Source organism: Kluyvera sp. 1366 (assembly GCF_054823405.1).
This window is the reverse complement of record NZ_JBTRDW010000004.1, coordinates 289,102-307,427: the sequence shown is the minus strand read 5'-3', so window position 1 is coordinate 307,427 and position 18,326 is coordinate 289,102. Positions and strand designations below refer to the sequence as shown.

Below are 18,326 nucleotides of genomic sequence, written 5' to 3'. Positions count from 1 at the left end.
CCGAAAGGTCGCCATTCATGGCGACCTTTTTTATATCTGCTGTTAAATCTGCGCCTGATCCCGCAACCAATCGCGAAATAATGTAATCTCCGCATCGTGCTGACGCGAAGTCTTGGTCATCATCAACGTGGCGCGATCGACGCGCACAAAGCCCAGCGGCGCGATCAAGGTGCCATCACTCAACTCCTGACGCACCAGCAAGCGTGGCGCCATAATCACGCCCAATCCGTTTCTCGCCGCCTGCATGGCTAACGTCAAATTATCGAAATGCTTGCCGATCCAGTAATTGCCGCGTACGCCGCTGGTTTTCGCCCATTCGGCCCACGCATGCAGCCGCGTATCGGCGTGCAGCAATGGCAGTGAGGCGAGATCCTGCTCGCTTTGAAAGCGGGCGGCAAACTGCGGGGCGCACAGCGGACCGATGTAATCATCGCTGATCAAGGTGGCATCAATATCGTCATCCGGCGACTGCTCGGCGCTGAGAATCAGCACATCGGTGTGCTCGCTGCGCAACTGGTCAATCTCCACCAGCGGCTGAAACTGCACTTCAATATCGGGATAGCGCTGATAGAAGCTGGCGATGCGCGGAATCAGCCATTGCGAGAGAAAGCTGGGCGCGCAGGAGACGCTGATATGATGGCGCATGCCGGTACGAATGCTTTCGCAGGTGGTGGAGAGCTCGCTAAAGGCTTTCTGACAACTCACCAGCAAACGTTCACCGTGTGAGGTTAATTTGACGCGTCCATTGGTACGCACAAACAGCGGCTTCCCCATCCAGCTCTCCAGCTGTCGAACCTGATGGCTAATGGCGCTATGGGTGACATGCAGACGTTCGGCCGCTACGCTAAAACTGCTGAACAGTGCCGCCTGGTGGAAATAGTGCAGTGCACGTAACGATGGAAGCACGGTCATACTCGTCCCCTGTGTAAAAACCTAACAGGGATTGTCAGTTTATATCATTTTAATGTCCAGCCGCATTGGCCTAACCTTTCCACCAGATTCTGGCAGGTTGACGGCTACGGCTCTCTGTGTTTTACGCCGACTATCACCGCAGGTTTCACCTCCCACACACAGCATAATAACCAGAGACATACCACGCGATGGCTCCACAACTTGCTTCTGCCAGGGCGGCGGCGGCGCGCGATAAGCTTCGCGGCTCGCTTTCCCGTTATTACCGGCTTGAAAATTTCGATCTCTTCTTCGCTCCCTCTTTGCATATCTCGCGAGTGCTGCTTTCCCAGCTGTTTCTCCGTCAGGAGCAATCACGTAATCACACGCGCTATGCCTCGCACTATCCGGTTAGCGAACTGAGCGTGCTGCCCACTTTGCCGATGACTGCGGGCAACATTGCGCTGGTGGATCATGTTGATATGCAGCAAGGTCGCGTGCGTGCGTTGAGCGAATGTCAAAGCCACGGCGTCACCGATGCATCGGAGTCGTTTGCCACGCAGCTACACAAACGGCTGGTAAGCGATGCGCGACTGTTTGTCGCCCGCCTTGATCGCCATTCGGCGTTATGCGGCGATCTGGTGTTAATCGCATTGCGCACCGCCGATTTCAGCACATTGGTGCGCAGCGAGCTGCGGCTGTTTGAGCAAGGATTAGCGCTCGGTGGCGCGCCAGAACAGGCGCTGGCAATGATGAAGGAGAGCGAATGGCGTCCGTACAATATTGCGATGGTGGAAAAAATCGCGTTCGACTCGCCATTCATCCTGCACTCCATTCAGCAACCGGGATTACCCTTTGCGCTTTTTCCGCTGCCGAACGGCCTCAATGCCAGTGAATTGCCGCAGGATATTCAGGTGCTGCCCGAACAGGCGCAATTACGCTTGTGCGCCGACGTGCGCGGCGGGGTCAACAAACAGCTGAACGTCACACCCGCACTGAAAAAACGCCTCAAAGACGTGCTCATGCTTAGCCGCGATTCCTAAAAACGGGCACTCTGCTGGTATTTGCTGACAAAGCAGGTCAAAGTAGACCTTTCGTGGCGAGCGCGCCCGTTTCCTTGTGGTGCGCGGGCCATAATGGTATGTTCTTCGCCTTCTCAGATTGAACAATGCGATTCGCAAGGGGAATTACGCAATGCGTATTATTCTGCTCGGAGCTCCGGGCGCAGGTAAAGGCACTCAGGCTCAATTCATCATGGAGAAATACGGTATTCCGCAAATCTCCACCGGTGACATGTTACGTGCGGCAGTCAAAGCAGGTACGGAACTGGGCCAACAGGCAAAAGCGATCATGGATGCCGGTAAACTGGTGACTGACGAGCTGGTGATTGCGCTGGTTAAAGAGCGTATCGCGCAGGAAGACTGCAAAAACGGTTTCCTGCTCGATGGCTTCCCACGCACTATCCCGCAGGCTGACGCGATGAAAGAAGCGGGCATCAAGGTTGACTACGTGCTGGAGTTCGCTGTACCGGACGAGCTGATTGTGGATCGTATTGTTGGCCGCCGCGTACATACGCCATCGGGCCGCGTTTATCACGTCACTTACAATCCACCGAAAGTGGAAGGTAAAGATGACCTGACCGGCGAAGAGCTGACCACGCGTAAAGATGACCAGGAAGAGACCGTGCGTAAGCGTCTGGTGGAATACCATCAACTGACTGCGCCGCTGATTGCCTACTACGGCAAAGAAGCGCAAGACGGCAACACCGAATATCACAAAATCGACGGCACGCGTCCTGTCGCCGAAGTGAGCACGCAATTGGCCACGATTCTCGGTTAATGCGTTGAGGGGCCGGTTGTCCGGCCCTTTTGCAGCAATTGCTTTCCCCTCCTTCAATTTCCGCTACAATTTCCCCCTGATTTTGCATTCGACCCATTCGTTTCGACATCAAGGAAATACCATGAGGCAAGAAAAGCCCGGGGTTTTGCTGGTTAACTTAGGCACACCAGACGCACCCACAACACCTGCGGTTAAACGCTATCTGAAACAATTCCTCGGCGATCCACGAGTGGTTGATACACCGCGCTTACTGTGGTGGCCGATTCTCAATTTCATCATCGTGCCTTTCCGTTCGCCACGCGTATCGAAACTGTATGCTTCCGTATGGATGGATGAAGGATCACCGCTGATGGTGTTCAGCAAGCGTCAGCGTGAAGCATTGGCGCAGCGCCTTGATATGCCGGTTGAACTCGGTATGAGCTACGGCCAGCCAAGCCTCGACAGCGCGCTGAAGCGCTTGCTGGATCAGGGCGTGACCAAACTCATCGTGCTGCCGCTCTATCCGCAGTTCTCCTGCTCGACGGTTGCCGCAGTATGGGATGGCTTAGCCACCAGCTTTAAACCACTGCGCTCGCTGCCAGAAGTGGCGTTTATCCGTGATTACGCGGAGCATCCGGCTTACATCGCCGCGCTGAAAGCCTCGGTTGAGCGCTCGTTTGCGCTGCATGGCGAACCGGATCTGCTGGTGCTGTCCTATCACGGCATTCCGCAGCGTTTCGCCAATGAAGGCGATGATTATCCGCTGCGTTGCAAAGACACCACCGATGCGCTGGCCGCGGCGTTGGGCATTGCGCCACACAAAATCATGATGACCTTCCAGTCGCGCTTTGGTCGCGAGCCGTGGCTGACGCCGTACACCGATGAAACCATGAAAGGTTTGCCGGCCAAAGGCATCAAGCATGTGCAGGTGATGAGTCCGGGCTTTGCGGCGGATTGCCTTGAAACGCTGGAGGAGATCAGCGGTGAGAACTGCGAGATCTTCCTGCATGCCGGCGGCGAAAAGTTCGAGTACATTCCTGCGCTCAACGCCGATGCGGAGCACATTGAAATGATGGTGCAGCTGGTCAACGCGCGTCGTTAAGGGTGTGGCAGAGAGTGTGATATCATTCTCTGCCTGATTTTCCCTGACGGCACTCTCGATGAAATTTCCCGGCAAACGCAAATCCAAACACTATTTCCCCGTCAACGCGCGCGATCCGCTGCTGCAAGCCACGCAGCAAGAGCAGGAAGAGGGCAGTTGGGTGGTGGGTATCGACCAGACGCTGGTGGATATTGAAGCCAAAGTCGACGACGACTTTCTGCAGCGTTACGGTTTAAGCGCCGGTCACTCGCTGGTGATCGACGATGCTACCGCCGAGGCGCTCTACAACGAACTGATGCGCGAAGCGCTCATCAGCCATCAATTTGCCGGTGGCACCATCGGAAATACCCTGCATAACTATTCGGTGCTGGCAGATGACCGCTCGGTGCTGCTCGGCGTGATGTGCAATAACATCCAGATCGGCGGCTACGCCTATCGCTACCTGTGCAACACCTCCAGCCGCATGGATCTGAACTTCCTGCAGGGCGTTGATGGCGCGATTGGCCGCTGCTTTACGCTGATTGGCGAGCAGGGCGAGCGTACCTTTGCCATCAGTCCCGGCTTGATGAACCAGCTGCAGGCCAACAGCATTCCAGAAGAGGTCATTGCGGGCGCGTCGGCGCTGGTGCTGACTTCCTATCTGGTGCGCTGCCAGCCGGGCGAACCGATGCCGGAAGCCACTTTACGCGCCATCGACTACGCCAAAAAACACAACGTGCCGGTGGTATTGACGCTCGGCACCAAATACGTGATTCAGGATAATCCGCAGTTCTGGCGCGATTTCCTGCGCGATCACGTCTCAATTGTGGCGATGAACGAAGAAGAGGCCTTTGCGCTGACCGGCGAGCAGGATCCGCTGCTGGCGTCGAATATGGCGCTGGATTGGGTGGATTTGGTGCTGTGTACCGCCGGGCCAACCGGTTTGTACATGGCCGGTTTCACTGAAGAAGAGTACAAGCGCAAAACCAACCATCCGCTGCTGCCGGGCGCGCTGGCTGAGTTCAACCAATATGAATTCAGCCGCGCGATGCGCCACAAGGATTGCGATCAGCCGCTGCGCATCTTCTCGCATATCGCGCCATATATGGGCGGCCCAGAGAAGATCATGAACACCAACGGCGCGGGCGATGGTGCGCTGGCGGCGCTGCTGCACGACATCACCGCCAACAACTTCCACCGCCAAAAAGTGCCTAACTCCAGCAAACACGGCCGCGCCTACCTGACCTATTCGTCGCTGGCACAGGTGTGTAAATACGCGAACCGGGTAAGTTATCAGGTGCTGAACCAGCATTCACCGCGCCTGACGCGCGGCCTGCCGGAGCGGGAAGACAGCTTAGAAGAGTCGTATTGGGACAGATAAAACGCAAGGTCGCCGTTCATGGCGACCTTGCTAAAGACCGCACTCACTTAAATCGGGCACTCACGTACAATCGGGTTCTGCGCAATCTCTTCTTCCAGCACATGCAGCATGCTGTTGGCGATCTCACGCTCTCCCATCACCACGCGATTCGCGCCACGCTCCATTATGTAGGTCACTTCATCGTCATAATGCGCACGGGCAATAATCTCAATGTCCGGACGCTTTTCGCGCGCTGCCGTCACGACTTCACCGGCTTCGTAGCCATTCGGAATGGTCAGCAGCAGCCAGCGGGCGCAGTCGAGGCGCGCCAGTTCCATGGTATCCACGCGTGCCGCATTGCCCAGCACCGCTTTGATCCCTTGCTCGCGCAGCGCTTCAACGCGCGGACGGGAGTTCTCCACCACCACCAGCGGCACATCCGCTTCCATCAGCTTTTGCCCCAGCAGGCTGCCGACGCGGCCATAACCTACTAAAACCGCGTGATTGCAGATATCCACCGGAATCTGCTTCTCTTCTTCGATCGCTTCTTCCAGCGTCTGCTCTTCGATGGTCTCGGTTTTGTCGAGGTAGCGTTCCAGCACGCTAAACAGAATCGGGTTAAGCATGATGGAGAGAATCGCCGCCGCCAGCACCAGATTGCGGCCTTCCTCGCTCAGCATGCCGAGCGAGATGCCGAGGCCGGCGAGAATAAAGGCGAATTCACCAATCTGCGCCAGGCTCACCGAAATGGTCATCGCGGTGCGACGTGAATGACCCAGCAGCGTTACCAGCAGCCAGGCGGCAATGGATTTGCCCAGCACGATAATCGCCAGCGCGCCAAGCACCGCCAGCGGCTGCTCAATCAGGATCATCGGGTCAAACAGCATGCCGACGGACACAAAGAACAGGACGGCGAACGCATCACGCAGCGGCAAGGTATCGTGCGCCGCGCGGTGGCTAAGTTCAGATTCGTTCAGCACCATGCCGGCAAAGAAGGCGCCGAGGGCGAAGGAGACATCAAAGAATTCGACGGCGCCAAAGGCGATACCGAGCGCCAGCGCTAACACCGCAAGGGTAAATAGCTCACGCGAGCCGGTCGCGGCACTTTTTGCCAGAATCCACGGCACTACGCGACGGCCTACCACCATCATCAGCACCATAAAGGCGACGACTTTACCGATGGTCAGCAGCAGATCCCACAACAGCAGCGTTGGGCTGGCGTTGCCCTGTTCCAGCATGCCGGCGATGGCTGGCAGCAGCACCAGCGTCAGCACCATCACCAAATCTTCCACGATCAACCAGCCAATGGCGATTTGCCCGCGCTGGCTATCAATCAGCTGACGCTCTTCCAGCGCACGCAGCAGCACCACGGTACTGGCGGTGGAAAGACACAAACCAAATACCAAACCGGTCATCCACGACCAGCCCATTGTCCATGAAAGTCCCATTCCCAGCAGCGTCGCCACGGCGATTTGCGCGATGGCGCCAGGAATGGCGATGGACTTTACCGACATCAAATCCTTCAGCGAGAAGTGCAAACCGACGCCGAACATCAGCAGAATAACGCCGAGTTCAGCCAGTTCAGGGGCAAGGTTGGTATCCGCGACAAAGCCTGGCGTGAAAGGGCCGGCCAGGACGCCAGCCAGAAGATAACCGACCAGCGGTGAGATGCGCAGGCGGTTTGCCAGCATACCAAGGAGAAATGCGAGGACCAGTCCCCCGACAATGGTAGTGATCAACGGTGTGGTGTGATGCATGCCTGTCTCCTTGTGTGCAAATGTATCCGCTTGTAACAACCTAGTGTAATGCACAATCACTCACCGCGTTTAAACATTTGAGCGGTTAAAGCCCACTAAATTGAAAAAATGAGACTAAAACGCAGCTGAAGCTCCATTTTCGTCAGTTATCTCACGATATCGACTGGAAATACGCAGAATGACGGGTGACGCGGAAAAAATAGTTGCAGTGGGAAATTGGCTTCGCAGCAGGGGTTGTTACGGTTAAAGCGGTCCTAAGTCGATAAAGTCACCGCCAAGTGTAGAATTGGGTTGTCATTCCCAGCGAGAAGCGAATTTAAAAATGCTGGTCGTCACGCTGTGCCATGATGCAATGCGTGTTTCATCTTGAGTTAGCCAGCCATCTGTGCGACACAGAAGGGCGATAACGCACATTAAGTCCACCGCTAAGTGGAAAAACGCAGAATAAGGAGATCGACTTTGTTTTTATCACCGCGAAAAGGGCGCTGGCTGGCGCTGACAGTGTTACTGCTGCCGATGCTGGCGCAGGCGTGGCAAACGGATCGCAGTTATCGTTTCAGCATTCTGCACACCAACGATCATCACGGTCGTTACTGGCCGAACGCACAAGGCGAATATGGCCTTGCGGCACAGAAAACGCTGATGGATCAACAGCGCTACGATGTGCAGGCCAAAGGTGGTGGCGCGCTGATCCTGTCAGCGGGCGATGTGAACACCGGCGTGCCAGAGTCAGACATGCTGGATGCTGAACCCGACATTCGCGGCATGAACCTGGTGGGCTATGACGCCATGGCGTTGGGCAACCACGAATTCGACAAACCGCTTAGCGTGCTGCAACAGCAGCAGAAGTGGGCCAAATTTCCGTTCCTTTCGGCCAACATCTATCAAAAAGGCACCGACACGCGCTTATTTAAGCCGTGGGCAACCTTTAACCGCATGGGGCTGAAGATTGCGGTGATCGGCCTGACCACCACCGACACGCTGCGCATCGCCAATCCGGAAAACATTGCGACGATTGATATTCGCGATCCGGTGAAAGAGACCGAAAAAGCGGTGGCGGAACTACGCGCCAGCGAAAAGCCTGATGTCATCATCGCGCTGACACACATGGGCCACTACGACGACGGTCAGCACGGCAGCAATGCGCCGGGCGACGTGGAGCTGGCGCGCAGCCTGCCGCCGGGCACCATCAACGTGATCATTGGCGGCCATTCGCAGGATGCGGTGTGCATGGAGAAAGAGAACGTCAGCGTAAAAGATTATCAGCCAGGCCAGCCCTGCCAGCCGGATCGGCAAAACGGCGTGTGGATCATGCAGGCAAAAGAGTGGGGCAAATTTGTTGGGCGCGGCGACTTCACCTTCCGCAATGGTGAGCTGACGCTGGAGAATTACCAGCTGATCCCGGTCAACCTCAAGCATAAAGTAAAGAATCTTGATGGCAGCGAATCCTGGCTTACCTGGCAGGAAGAGATCCCGAAAAACAGCGCGATGATGAAGCTGTTAACGCCGTATCAACTGCGTGCTGGCAAGAAACTGGATGTTAACGTCGGCAGCAGCGACGGCGTGTTTGTCGGTGAGCGCGACAAGGTACGCTTTGAGCAGACCAATCTTGGGCAGCTAATTTTGCGCGCCCAAATGGCGGCGACCAAAGCGGACTTTGCGGTGATGAGCGGCGGTGGCATTCGCACTTCGCTGGCGCAGGGTAATCTCAGCTGGCGCGATTTGTTGCAGGTGCAGCCGTTTGGCAATCAGGTGGTGTCGGTGACGCTGAAGGGTAATGAAGTGCTGAATTATCTGGCGACGGTTGCCAATATTAAAGTGGACTCCGGCGGCTTCGCGCAGTTCAGCAACATCAGCCTGGTGGCGGATGGTAAAGGCGTCAGCGACGTGAAGATTAATGGCGAACCGCTGCAAAAGGATAAAACCTACCGCATGGCGACTAACAGCTTTAACGCCAGCGGCGGCGACGGTTATCCGAACATTGAAACCCATGCTGGCTTCAGCAACAGCGGGCAGCGCGATGCGGATGTGCTGCGTGAGTATGTCAGCCAGCATTCACCGCTGAAGGTAGCGGATTATCAACCGACCGGCATCGTGCATCTGACGGCAGCGCAAATTGAAGAGCGCAACAAAGCGCTGGAGAAGCAACGCAAACCAAGCTACCCGCAAATGATTCTGGCGTGGATCTGGCCGCGCGCCGCACAACATTGAACTCTGCGCTCGTAGGTCGCCATTCATGGCGACCTCTTTTCAAATGCACATCACGCCTGACACGATTTCTGCGTCACCCAACGGTGGCGCAACTTATCCCACATCCAGTTGTAAACCATGGTATAGGGCAGGAAGAACAGGAAGAACGCCACTTCCAGCACAAAGGCTTCCAGCAGTGAAATATTCAGCATCCAGGCGGCAATCGGCAAGCCAATCAGGATAAAACCGCCTTCAAAGCCCAGCGCATGCATGGCGCGTAAACCGAATCCGCGTTTCACCTGCGGCGGCCAGATGCGGTCAAAGCCGGTGTTATAGATCATGTTCCACAGCATGGCGACGGTTGACAGCATAATCGCCAGCGCGCCCATCTGAAACAGCGGTTTCTCCATGATCCAGGCAGCCAGCGGCGCAACAGTGATAAGTGCTAACCCTTCAAAGCCTGCGGCATGACAAAAACGTTCTTTCAGCGAACGGGTACGCATATAAACCTCCTTATTGGTGATAACCCCTATTTTCGCACTGGGTGATGCTAAGATAAAATGATCACCTATCGATAAAAGCGATGGTTCAACATGAAATATTCCCCGGAATCCCTTGAGGCGTTTGTGCAAACCGTGGCCAGCGGATCCTTTTCGGCGGCGGCGCGCGCGTTGTCTAAAAGCCAGTCCACCATCAGTAACGCGATCGCTAATCTGGAAGACGATCTGGGTTTCACGCTGTTTGATCGCAGCGGACGTAACCCGGTATTGACCGAGCATGGCCAGCGCGCGTTTGCGCAGGTGCAGCAGATTCTGGCCGCCAGCCAGCGGCTGGATGAGCTGGCAGTGCGCTTATCGCAGGGCGTAGAACCGCGCCTTAGCCTGGCGATCTCCGATTTTTGGCAAGCGGATCACCATGAAAATCTGCTTAACCGGTTTGAGGTGCGTTATCCAGATATCGATTTTGAGTGCATGATCGCCGAGGATGCTGATGCATTAGATTTGATACAAGCCGGGCGCGTGCACCTTGGCGTGGTGCGGGCGCAGCCACAATTGCCACCGGATTTGGCGGTGGCACGCTTGCAAGTGGGGGCGCAGATGGCGATTTACCTTCATCAGGATCATGCGCTGTCGCAGGCTCAGCAGGTGAGTGAAGGGCAGTTAGGTGAGTTGCGGCATCTGCGACTCAATACCTGGGTACAAAATCGCGATCCCTTGCCCGCCGGACGCGTGTGGTCGGCGCCATCTTATTTATTGCTGTTAGAGATGGCGGAGCAGGGGTTTGGCTGGAGTATATTACCGCGCTGGCTGGTGGAGCAGTTTGGTCATCAGGTGCTGAAGGAGTTGCCGGTGCCGGGCTGGCCGCAGCATATCGCGGTTGATGTGGTGTGGTCGCGGCGTAATCCGCCGGGACCGGCCGGGCGCTGGATGATCGATCAACTCTGCGCCCAGCAGCCCGACTAATCGCGCCGTGCGACGTCGGCCAGCGGCGCATCCAGCAGGCGAGACAAATCTTGCGCGGCCAGCTCGATATCCAGCCCGCGTTTGCCGCCGGAGATAAAGATGGTGGCAAACTCCGCTGCCTGCCGATCGATCACCGTTGGCAGACGTTTTTTCTGTCCCAGCGGGCTAATGCCGCCTACCAGATAACCGGTCACGCGCTGTGCCAGCTGCGGATCGGCCATATCCGCTTTCTTGGCGCCCAGCGCTTTGGCGACCTTTTTTAGATCCAATTGGGTTGAGACCGGCGTCACCGCAACCGCCAGCGCTTTAGCATCGCCGTTGAGCGATACCAGCAAGGTTTTGAACACCTGGCGCGCATCCAGATTAAGCTTACGCACCGCTTCGTCGCCAAAATTGGTTTCGTGGCTATCGTGGTCGTAGGGATGCAGGGTAAAGGTGACTTTTTGTTTTTCCAGAAGTTTTACCGCGGGCGTCATGATCGGTCCTTGTTAGGAAAATTCTTATTTCAGTTTTGATGGAAAAACAGTGGCGAAATTCTGAACTTTGCGCGAGAATTGGCCCGCGCCAGCAAGAGATTGTTGGTGATAACCAAAATCATAAACAAATTCCTCTTTGACGGGCCAATATTATTATTGGCCTTCTTTTTTTCCGCCGAACGCAAAAGTAATCAACCGCACAAGCCCGTAGCGGCGCGATTTATCGCGCAATAACTTGCGCCGCTACGAAATGTGCACGAATCAGCTCTTCAGCAGTCCCGGCAAATTATCATCGCCATACAGATGCAGTGCGCCTACCGCCACCACATAACGCCCTTTCGGTAACGCCAGCAGCAGCTCGCGCCAGTGCTGGTTGCGGTTGCGCATCAACGTGTCGTTCAGCTCGCTGCTAAAGGTGGTCGGCAACGCCACCGGTTGTTGGGTGGGCGGCGCATCCAGCCACCAGCTGATCATGGTTTGCAGCAGGCGCGCATTGGTGTGCCAGTGTTCCAGCGTATCCAGCAACAGCGGCAAACCATCCTGCGGCAGCGATTTCAGCAGGGCGATCTGCGTTTCCGGACCTTCCAGCTCGATAATGCGTTTGTTGGCCGCTTTGGCCGCCTGCAACAGCTGATAATCGATACCAAACTGCGGACGCAATCCCAGCCGCTGCGCCTGTTGCGCCTGCAACATCAGCGCGATCTGCCAGAACGGCAGCGTATCGAACAGGCTCAGTGACAGCGAAAGCTCATCGCACAAGGCCTGCAAGCGCTGCAGCACGTCGTCGTCGAGTCGCATTGCCAGCGGCGGATGTTCATCATCATTGCTGAACGGCGATTCGCCTTGAGTGATATCGGCTTCGACAATCAGCGCGTCGGCTTTATGCAGCTGGCGCAATAGCCCGGCAGGCAGCGGCTGCATATCGCGCGTGCCCATGTGAATGCTGCCCGCTAAATGCAAACGACGATCGCCCAGCTGAATATCCATGGCCGGCCAGCTGTAACTGGCCGGAAAAAGGGTCGCGATCCGTTGTTGGATGCTGTGCCACAGACCGTGTCTCATTCCCTGTCCTTTTTAAGGCAAAAAACCATGCTAGCGATTTCATCTCATGAAAAACAGGGCTGGAATGGCTATTGCCGTTGCGCGGGCTTGAAGCGCAACAAACGGTTAGCGTTGCTCACCACGGTAATGGATGACAGCGCCATCGCCGCGCCCGCGACAATCGGGCTCAGCAGCATGCCGGTAAACGGATAGAGCACGCCGGCCGCAATGGGAATCCCAAGGCTGTTGTAGATAAAGGCACCCAACAGATTTTGCCGCATATTGCGCAGCGTAGCGCTGGAGATCGACAGCGCATCGGCGACGCAGTGCAGATCGTTGCGCATCAGCGTCATGGCGGCGGTTTCTACCGCCACATCGCTGCCGCCGCCCATTGCAATGCCGACATCGGCCAGCGCCAGCGCGGGCGCATCATTAATGCCGTCGCCGACCATCACCACTTTGCGGCCTTGCTGCTGTAACTGAGTAATCGCCTGCGCTTTGCCATCCGGCAACACGCCGGCAATCACTTCATCAATACCCGCTTCGGCGGCAATGGCCTGCGCGGTTTTTTGATGATCGCCGGTCAGCATAATCAGGCAATAACCTTGCTGATGCAGACGCTGCAGCGCCGCTTTACTCTCGGGACGCAAGCTGTCACGCAGCGCGATCAATCCCAGCAGCTGCTGATTGTCGGCCAGCAGCACCGGCGTTGCGCCTTGTGCGGCGAAGCGCGCGATATCGTCCTGCGCGGCGCGGTAATCAACCTGCTGCTCATCCAGCAGCGCCTGATTCCCCAGCAGCAGCGTTCTGTTTGCCACTGTAGCGCTGATGCCTTTGCCGCGTATTGTACGAAATTGCTTAACCGCTTCGGCGTTCACCGCAGGCGCAGCCTCAAGAATCGCTTTGGCGAGCGGATGGCTGGAGCCTTGCTCCATCTGCGCCGCCGCGCTGAGCACCTGCTCGCGATTCCAGTCGCCATACAGCACCACATCGCTGACCTGCGGCGTGCCGCGCGTCAGGGTGCCGGTTTTATCGAACACGATAGTATCGACTTCGCTGGCCCGCTGCAGCGCATCGGCGTCACGCACCAGCACGCCCAGCTCTGCGGCGCGCCCGACGCCCGCAATCACCGACATCGGCGTGGCTAAACCCAAAGCGCAAGGGCAGGCGATGATCAGCACCGTGGTGACAATTACCAGCGTGTAAGCCAACTGCGGCTGCGGACCCGCCAGATACCAAATCACCCCGCTCAGCAGCGCAATCGCCACCACCACCGGCACAAATACGGCGGAGATGCGATCCGCCAGTCGGCCAATATCCGGTTTGCTGCTTTGCGCCTGACGCACCAGATTGATAATGCGCGCCAACGTGGTATGGCTGCCGATGGCGCGCGCCACAAAGTGCAGCGTGCCGTCTTGTACCAGCGTACCGGCAAAGATTTTATCTCCCGGCTGTTTGGCCTGCGGCACTGCTTCACCGGTCAGCATCGCTTCATCCAGCCAGGCTTCACCGCTGGCGACGTCACCGTCCACCGGTACGCGATCGCCGGTGACCAGCTTCAGCGTCATGCCGGACTGAACCTCGCTGAGCGGCAGCAGCGTTTCACCCTGATCGCTGATGACCCGCGCCTGCGCCGGAGTTAAATCCAGTAATCGTTCCAGCGCCTGCGAGGCGCGCTGGCGTGCGCGCTGCTCCAGCGCGTGGCCGAGATTGATCAGGCCAACGATCATCACGCTGGCTTCAAAATAGAGATGACGCGCCTGATGCGGGAAGAATTCGGGCCAAAGGGCGACGCTCATCGAATAGAGCCACGCCGCGCCGGTTCCCAGCGCCACCAGCGTGTCCATGGTGGCTGTGCCGTGACGCAAACTGCGCCACGCGCTGCGATAGAAGTGGCCGCCGGCCATCACCATCACCAGCAAGGTAATCACGCCGAGCGTGCGCCACAGCGTTTGGTTATCTGCGCTCAGCATCATGTTGTCGCCGAGCATGCCCCAAATCATCATCGGCACGCCGAGCAGCAACGCCAGCGCTGATTGCCAGCTAAAACGGCGCATAGCGTGCTGCGCGCTAACCTGCTGGCGTTCGCGGCGGGTTTGTTCATCCTCGATCACTTCGGCGGAATACCCAGCCTGATCGACCGCGCTCACCAGCGCTTTGGCGCTTGCATCACCCATGATCAGCGCGCTGCGCTCACCGAGATTGACGCGTGCCTGGCTGACGCCCGGCACTTTTTGCAGCGCCTGTTCCACGCGGCTTACGCAGCTGGCGCAGCTCATGCCGCCAATCAGTAAATGATGCACAGCAAGCTCAGCTTCAGTGGATTGTGCCGGTTGCGACTCCGTTGTCAGCGCCTCCGGCGGCGGCTCTGTAGCTGTCAACGGATCAGGCTTTGGGCTGGCTGCGCCTTCTTTCAGCACCGCGTGATAACCGGCTTGTTCAACCGTAGCGATCAGATCGCTGGCGCTCGCCGCACCGGTCACGCGCGCTTCTTGCTGCGTGACGTCCGCCTGTTCAACATCGCTGCGCTGCTCAAGCGCTTCTTTGACGCGTTTAACACAGTGGCCACAGGACAAGCCGTCCAGCGCCAGCAGTTGGGTATGTGACATGGTGTACTCCTCAGGCTAATGATTTTGACTGCATGCAAAATTTGCATTAGAACTACAGCCTAAACCTTCCCCTGAATGGAAGGTCAAGGGGGAAAGATGAACATCAGCGATGTTGCAAAAAAAACCGGACTCACCAGCAAAGCGATTCGCTTCTACGAAGAGAAGGGCGTGGTGACGCCGCCGTCGCGCGGTGACAATGGCTATCGCCATTACGCGGCGCATCATATTGATGAGCTGAATCTGCTGCGCCAGGCGCGTCAGGTGGGATTTACGCTGGAAGAGTGCCGTGAACTGGTGACGCTGTTCAACGATCCCGCGCGCCACAGCGCCGATGTTAAAGCGCGCACTTTGCAGAAAGCCGACGAGATTGCTGCGCACATCGAAGAGTTACATGCAATGCGTGCGCGCTTGCTGGAACTGGCGGAGGCTTGCCCCGGCGATGACAGCGCAGAGTGCCCGATCATCAATCACCTGGCCGGTTGCTGCCATCACGCCGATGGAAAGCGCGGCTGAATCATCAGCGTAATGCCGACCACGCCAGTGACAATCACCGGCGTGCCCGCCGGCAGGTCGCTATCTGCCTGCACGCGCCAGCTGCTGTCGCCAATGCGTACGTGTCCAAGGCCGTTTTTCAGCGCATTATCCAGCGTCAACTGCATGCCCATTAACTGGTTGCCGCGCTGGTTAAGCGTGTTAGCGACCTGCGACGATTCGCGATAGCGCATCCAGCGATGCCAGAAGAACGCGCTCAGCAGCGTCATCACCGCAAACACAATGCCCTGGTTGGTCCATGAGATGGGAAACAGCCACTCAATCAGCGCCACCGCGACGGCGGCTAAGCCACTCCACAGCAGATAACCGCTGGTGCCGAGCATTTCGGCGGCCAACAGCAGGCCGCCCAGCGTCAGCCAGAACCAGTGTGGATGCGCAATCAGCTCCATCAGGATCATGGTCTGCGCTCCGTCCGGTTCTCCTTCAGCAATTCACTGATACCGGCAATTGAACCGAGCAGGCTGCTGGCGTCCAGTGGCATCATCACCACTTTGCTGTTGTTGGCTTCGCCGATTTTTTGCAGCGCGTCGGTGTATTTCTGCGCCACAAAGTAGTTCACCGCCTGAATATCACCGGCGGCTATCGCCTCGGAGACCATGCGCGTCGCCGTGGCTTCCGCTTCTGCCTGACGCTCGCGCGCTTCAGCTTGCAGGAAGGCCGAGGTGCGTTCGCCTTCTGCTTTGAGGATCTGCGACTGCTTGTCCCCTTCGGCGCGCAAAATCGCCGCCTGACGTACGCCTTCGGCGGCAAGGATATCGGCGCGTTTGGTGCGTTCCGCCTTCATCTGCGCGTTCATCGCGGCGATCAACTCCTGCGGCGGGCGCACGTCACGAATTTCGATACGGGTAATTTTCACGCCCCACGGATTGGTGGCTTCATCAACGATATGCAGCAGACGCGTGTTGATGTTGTCGCGCTGCGACAGCATCTCATCCAGCTCCATGCTGCCAAGCACGGTGCGGATATTGGTCATGGTCAGATTCAGGATCGAGAGTTCAAGATTGCTGACTTCGTAGGCGGCGCGCGCCGGATCGACAACCTGAATAAAGCAGACTGCATCAATGGTGACGTTGGCGTTGTCTTTAGAGATGATTTCCTGCGAAGGGATATCGAGCACCTGTTCCATCATATTGATTTTGCGACCAATACGATCCATGAACGGCACAAGCAAATTGAGGCCTGGCGCCAGGGTTTTGGTGTAGCGGCCAAAGCGCTCTACCGTCCACTGGTAACCTTGTGGAACAATTTTTACACCGGCCCACACGGTAACGAGTGCGAGCACAATGATGACGGGAATGACCGTTAACATATAACCTCCTGGCTGTCAGATTGTCGGGCCGAGTCGTTCGGCCCGTTTAACGCGCGGTACCGATCAGTACAGCAGCGAGTAAAGCTGGCGGCGATAGCGCGTGGCGAGCGTGTCGCCGGTGCCGAGTGCGGCCAAAATTTCCTGGAACATTTTACGCACCTGGCCGTCACCGACGCTGAGATCGCTTTTCAGGAAGCTGAACAACAACTCCAGCGCTTCCTCGTTGCGGCCAACCTGATGCAGCTGTAACGACAGTTTAGCAGCCAGCTCGGCATTGGTCGGATCGCTGGCTAACTGCTCCTGCAACAGCTGAATTTCTGGCGTATCGGCGGCCTGCTTTAACAGATCGATTTGCGAAATCAGGCTCTGATAGCGCGTGTCCTGATCCTGCAGCGGCACCGCATCCAGCACGGTTTCTGCTTCGTCGCTGCGGTTCAGGGTGATCAACACTTCTGCCAGCAGGAAGCCAATTTCGCTGTTTTTGTTGCTCAGCTGCCAGGCGTCTTTCAGCAGCGGCAGCGCTTCCAGCGGTTTGCCTTCGTGCATCAATTGCATCGCCTGCTGCGCTTTAACTTCTTCTTCACGCGGCAACACTTTTTGCAGCAGAGCGCGAATTGCCTCTTCCGGCTGCGGTCCCTGGAAGCCGTCAACCGGTTGACCGTTCTGGAACAGATAAACGGTTGGGATCGAGCGCAGGCCAAACTGCGATGCCACCATTTGCTCTTTATCGCAATCCAGCTTCGCCAAAATAAACTGACCCGCATACTCCTGCGCCAGGCGATCCAGCACCGGCGTCAGTTCCAGACAGTGCTGACTGCGTTCGGACCAGAAATAGAACAGCACCGGCAGCTGCATCGACTGTTCTAAGGTCTGCTGCAGGTTGGATTCGTTGATGTCGATAATCAAAGCGTGTGACATGAATACGTCTCTTGTCAGAAAGTGTGTTGAGGATATGGGGGCAAGCTGCCCCGGTTCAAGTTTGATTCTGCGTTGCAGCTTAGTTGCTGCGCAAAATGCGATCCAGTATCCAACCTGGCAGCAGGCGTTTCAGCAGGCTCATCGCCCAGGCCACCAGCGTTACCGGATAGCGCAGGCGCGGATGTTTGCTCTCTAACGCGTGGCGCAGCTTCGGCAAAATCGCTTCCGGCGGCAGCGTGAAACGCGCGGCGATGCCCGGATTTTGTACCGGTTTATCCTGCTGGCCCTGATGCACGTTATCGGTGAAACGCGTGCTTATCGGGCCGGGTTCAATCAGGCTAACGCGCACGCCAGAGTCGCGCACTTCAAGACGCAGCGCATCGCTCCAGGCTTCCAGCGCCCATTTGCTGGCGGCATAGGCGCCGCGCCCCGGCGTCGAGATCAGTCCCAGTACCGAACTGGTATTGACGATGCGTCCGTTGCCGCTGGCTTGCAGCGCGGGCAGCAGGCGCATGGTCAGTTGATGAGTGCCAAACAGATTGGTGGAAAATTGCTTCTCTAATTGCTGACGCGAAACGCTGCTGAGCGGCCCATATTGACCAAAACCGCCGTTGTTAAACAGCGCGTGCAGGCGATGATCGGTGAGTTCCAGCACGCGATCGGCGGCGGCATCGACGCTGGCGGCATCATCGAGATCGAGCTGCACGCCAATAAATCCCAATGCTTCCATGCGCGCCACATCGTCGGCGCGGCGACAGGCGGCCAGCACGCGATAGCCGCGCGATAAAAGGTCATTTGCGGCGACCAAACCAATGCCGCTCGAGCAGCCGGTGATGAGAATTGTTTTTTGCATTTCTTTACCCG

Annotated in this window: 17 protein-coding genes; 7 read left to right on the top strand and 10 right to left on the bottom strand. The window is 57.1% G+C overall.

All coding sequences use genetic code 11. The features are described 5' to 3' along the window. Window positions 1–42: 42 nt before the first annotated feature. Window positions 43–912 (bottom strand): LysR substrate-binding domain-containing protein, encoded by an 870-nt coding sequence (locus ACVLVH_RS10800; protein ID WP_192414056.1) that lies wholly within the window; start codon window positions 910–912, stop codon window positions 43–45. Window positions 913–1,100: 188 nt separating this feature from the next. Between ACVLVH_RS10800 and ACVLVH_RS10795 the strand changes: the two genes are divergently transcribed. The 4 genes from ACVLVH_RS10795 to ACVLVH_RS10780 all read left to right on the top strand — a co-directional run bounded on the left by ACVLVH_RS10795 (window position 1,101) and on the right by ACVLVH_RS10780 (window position 5,168). Further along, on the top strand, window positions 1,101–1,931 hold the full coding sequence (locus tag ACVLVH_RS10795) for a DUF6024 family protein (RefSeq protein ID WP_192414058.1): 831 nt from the start codon (window positions 1,101–1,103) through the stop codon (window positions 1,929–1,931). 151 nt (window positions 1,932–2,082) lie between these two features. After that, window positions 2,083–2,727 (top strand): adenylate kinase, encoded by a 645-nt coding sequence (adk, locus tag ACVLVH_RS10790; RefSeq protein WP_008103865.1) that lies wholly within the window; start codon window positions 2,083–2,085, stop codon window positions 2,725–2,727. Window positions 2,728–2,848: 121 nt separating this feature from the next. Further along, window positions 2,849–3,808, top strand: a complete 960-nt coding sequence (hemH, locus tag ACVLVH_RS10785) for a ferrochelatase (RefSeq protein WP_192414060.1) — start codon at window positions 2,849–2,851, stop codon at window positions 3,806–3,808. Window positions 3,809–3,866: 58 nt separating this feature from the next. Beyond that, on the top strand, window positions 3,867–5,168 hold the full coding sequence (locus tag ACVLVH_RS10780; RefSeq protein WP_101762392.1) for an inosine/guanosine kinase: 1,302 nt from the start codon (window positions 3,867–3,869) through the stop codon (window positions 5,166–5,168). Window positions 5,169–5,215: 47 nt separating this feature from the next. On the opposite strand, the gene ybaL is transcribed toward ACVLVH_RS10780, so the two are convergent. Next, entirely contained in the window at window positions 5,216–6,904 is a 1,689-nt protein-coding gene (gene ybaL, locus ACVLVH_RS10775; protein WP_101762391.1) for a YbaL family putative K(+) efflux transporter, read from the bottom strand. A 459-nt stretch (window positions 6,905–7,363) separates the two neighbouring features. On the opposite strand from ybaL, the gene ushA reads away from it, so the two are divergent. After that, window positions 7,364–9,115 carry a bifunctional UDP-sugar hydrolase/5'-nucleotidase UshA gene (ushA, locus tag ACVLVH_RS10770; RefSeq protein ID WP_192414062.1) on the top strand — a complete coding sequence of 584 codons (1,752 nt, stop codon included), beginning with the start codon at window positions 7,364–7,366 and terminating at the stop codon, window positions 9,113–9,115. Window positions 9,116–9,165: 50 nt separating this feature from the next. On the opposite strand, the gene ACVLVH_RS10765 is transcribed toward ushA, so the two are convergent. Further along, window positions 9,166–9,597: a multidrug/biocide efflux PACE transporter gene (locus ACVLVH_RS10765; protein ID WP_110865657.1), complete on the bottom strand. Its 432-nt coding sequence runs from the start codon at window positions 9,595–9,597 to the stop codon at window positions 9,166–9,168. A gap of 90 nt (window positions 9,598–9,687) precedes the next feature. Here ACVLVH_RS10765 and ACVLVH_RS10760 point away from each other — a divergent pair, with 90 nt between their 5' ends. Beyond that, the gene (locus ACVLVH_RS10760; protein ID WP_101762388.1) at window positions 9,688–10,557 is read left to right on the top strand and encodes a LysR family transcriptional regulator; all 870 of its coding nucleotides are present in this window, start codon (window positions 9,688–9,690) and stop codon (window positions 10,555–10,557) included. Here the strand turns inward: ACVLVH_RS10760 and ybaK are convergent. The 3 genes from ybaK to copA form a co-directional block, all read right to left on the bottom strand. Continuing rightward, window positions 10,554–11,033 carry a Cys-tRNA(Pro)/Cys-tRNA(Cys) deacylase YbaK gene (gene ybaK, locus ACVLVH_RS10755; RefSeq protein WP_137385298.1) on the bottom strand — a complete coding sequence of 160 codons (480 nt, stop codon included), beginning with the start codon at window positions 11,031–11,033 and terminating at the stop codon, window positions 10,554–10,556. The genes ACVLVH_RS10760 and ybaK overlap by 4 nt on opposite strands. 261 nt (window positions 11,034–11,294) lie before the next feature. Next, complete coding sequence (locus ACVLVH_RS10750) at window positions 11,295–12,095, bottom strand: TraB/GumN family protein (protein ID WP_192414064.1); 801 nt, start codon at window positions 12,093–12,095, stop codon at window positions 11,295–11,297. 68 nt (window positions 12,096–12,163) lie between these two features. Then, window positions 12,164–14,683 carry a copper-exporting P-type ATPase CopA gene (copA, locus tag ACVLVH_RS10745; protein WP_498949365.1) on the bottom strand — a complete coding sequence of 840 codons (2,520 nt, stop codon included), beginning with the start codon at window positions 14,681–14,683 and terminating at the stop codon, window positions 12,164–12,166. A gap of 96 nt (window positions 14,684–14,779) precedes the next feature. Between copA and cueR the strand changes: the two genes are divergently transcribed. Beyond that, the gene (cueR, locus tag ACVLVH_RS10740; protein WP_101762384.1) at window positions 14,780–15,196 is read left to right on the top strand and encodes a Cu(I)-responsive transcriptional regulator; all 417 of its coding nucleotides are present in this window, start codon (window positions 14,780–14,782) and stop codon (window positions 15,194–15,196) included. Here cueR and ACVLVH_RS10735 read toward each other — a convergent pair. The 4 genes from ACVLVH_RS10735 to ACVLVH_RS10720 all read right to left on the bottom strand — a co-directional run bounded on the left by ACVLVH_RS10735 (window position 15,172) and on the right by ACVLVH_RS10720 (window position 18,315). Next, a complete protein-coding gene (locus ACVLVH_RS10735) occupies window positions 15,172–15,633 on the bottom strand; it encodes an NfeD family protein (protein WP_225614547.1) in 462 nt (153 codons plus the stop codon). The genes cueR and ACVLVH_RS10735 overlap by 25 nt on opposite strands. Further along, window positions 15,630–16,544, bottom strand: a complete 915-nt coding sequence (locus tag ACVLVH_RS10730) for an SPFH domain-containing protein (RefSeq protein WP_101762383.1) — start codon at window positions 16,542–16,544, stop codon at window positions 15,630–15,632. The genes ACVLVH_RS10735 and ACVLVH_RS10730 overlap by 4 nt, the downstream gene beginning before the upstream one ends. A 63-nt stretch (window positions 16,545–16,607) precedes the next feature. Beyond that, window positions 16,608–17,462: a co-chaperone YbbN gene (locus ACVLVH_RS10725; RefSeq protein WP_101762382.1), complete on the bottom strand. Its 855-nt coding sequence runs from the start codon at window positions 17,460–17,462 to the stop codon at window positions 16,608–16,610. Between the two features lie 79 nt (window positions 17,463–17,541). After that, the gene (locus ACVLVH_RS10720) at window positions 17,542–18,315 is read right to left on the bottom strand and encodes an SDR family oxidoreductase (protein WP_137385302.1); all 774 of its coding nucleotides are present in this window, start codon (window positions 18,313–18,315) and stop codon (window positions 17,542–17,544) included. Between the last annotated feature and the right edge of the window lie 11 nt (window positions 18,316–18,326).

Coding starts and splice junctions, on each gene's coding strand:
- ACVLVH_RS10765 (WP_110865657.1), bottom strand. CDS start 9,597: ATGCGTACCCGTTCGCTGAAAGAACGTTTTTGTCATGCCGCAGGCTTT.
- ACVLVH_RS10735 (WP_225614547.1), bottom strand. CDS start 15,633: ATGATCCTGATGGAGCTGATTGCGCATCCACACTGGTTCTGGCTGACG.
- ACVLVH_RS10720 (WP_137385302.1), bottom strand. CDS start 18,315: ATGCAAAAAACAATTCTCATCACCGGCTGCTCGAGCGGCATTGGTTTG.
- cueR (WP_101762384.1), top strand. CDS start 14,780: ATGAACATCAGCGATGTTGCAAAAAAAACCGGACTCACCAGCAAAGCG.
- ACVLVH_RS10760 (WP_101762388.1), top strand. CDS start 9,688: ATGAAATATTCCCCGGAATCCCTTGAGGCGTTTGTGCAAACCGTGGCC.
- ACVLVH_RS10730 (WP_101762383.1), bottom strand. CDS start 16,544: ATGTTAACGGTCATTCCCGTCATCATTGTGCTCGCACTCGTTACCGTG.
- ybaK (WP_137385298.1), bottom strand. CDS start 11,033: ATGACGCCCGCGGTAAAACTTCTGGAAAAACAAAAAGTCACCTTTACC.
- ACVLVH_RS10800 (WP_192414056.1), bottom strand. CDS start 912: ATGACCGTGCTTCCATCGTTACGTGCACTGCACTATTTCCACCAGGCG.
- copA (WP_498949365.1), bottom strand. CDS start 14,683: ATGTCACATACCCAACTGCTGGCGCTGGACGGCTTGTCCTGTGGCCAC.
- ACVLVH_RS10725 (WP_101762382.1), bottom strand. CDS start 17,462: ATGTCACACGCTTTGATTATCGACATCAACGAATCCAACCTGCAGCAG.
- ACVLVH_RS10750 (WP_192414064.1), bottom strand. CDS start 12,095: ATGAGACACGGTCTGTGGCACAGCATCCAACAACGGATCGCGACCCTT.
- adk (WP_008103865.1), top strand. CDS start 2,083: ATGCGTATTATTCTGCTCGGAGCTCCGGGCGCAGGTAAAGGCACTCAG.
- hemH (WP_192414060.1), top strand. CDS start 2,849: ATGAGGCAAGAAAAGCCCGGGGTTTTGCTGGTTAACTTAGGCACACCA.
- ACVLVH_RS10795 (WP_192414058.1), top strand. CDS start 1,101: ATGGCTCCACAACTTGCTTCTGCCAGGGCGGCGGCGGCGCGCGATAAG.
- ybaL (WP_101762391.1), bottom strand. CDS start 6,904: ATGCATCACACCACACCGTTGATCACTACCATTGTCGGGGGACTGGTC.
- ACVLVH_RS10780 (WP_101762392.1), top strand. CDS start 3,867: ATGAAATTTCCCGGCAAACGCAAATCCAAACACTATTTCCCCGTCAAC.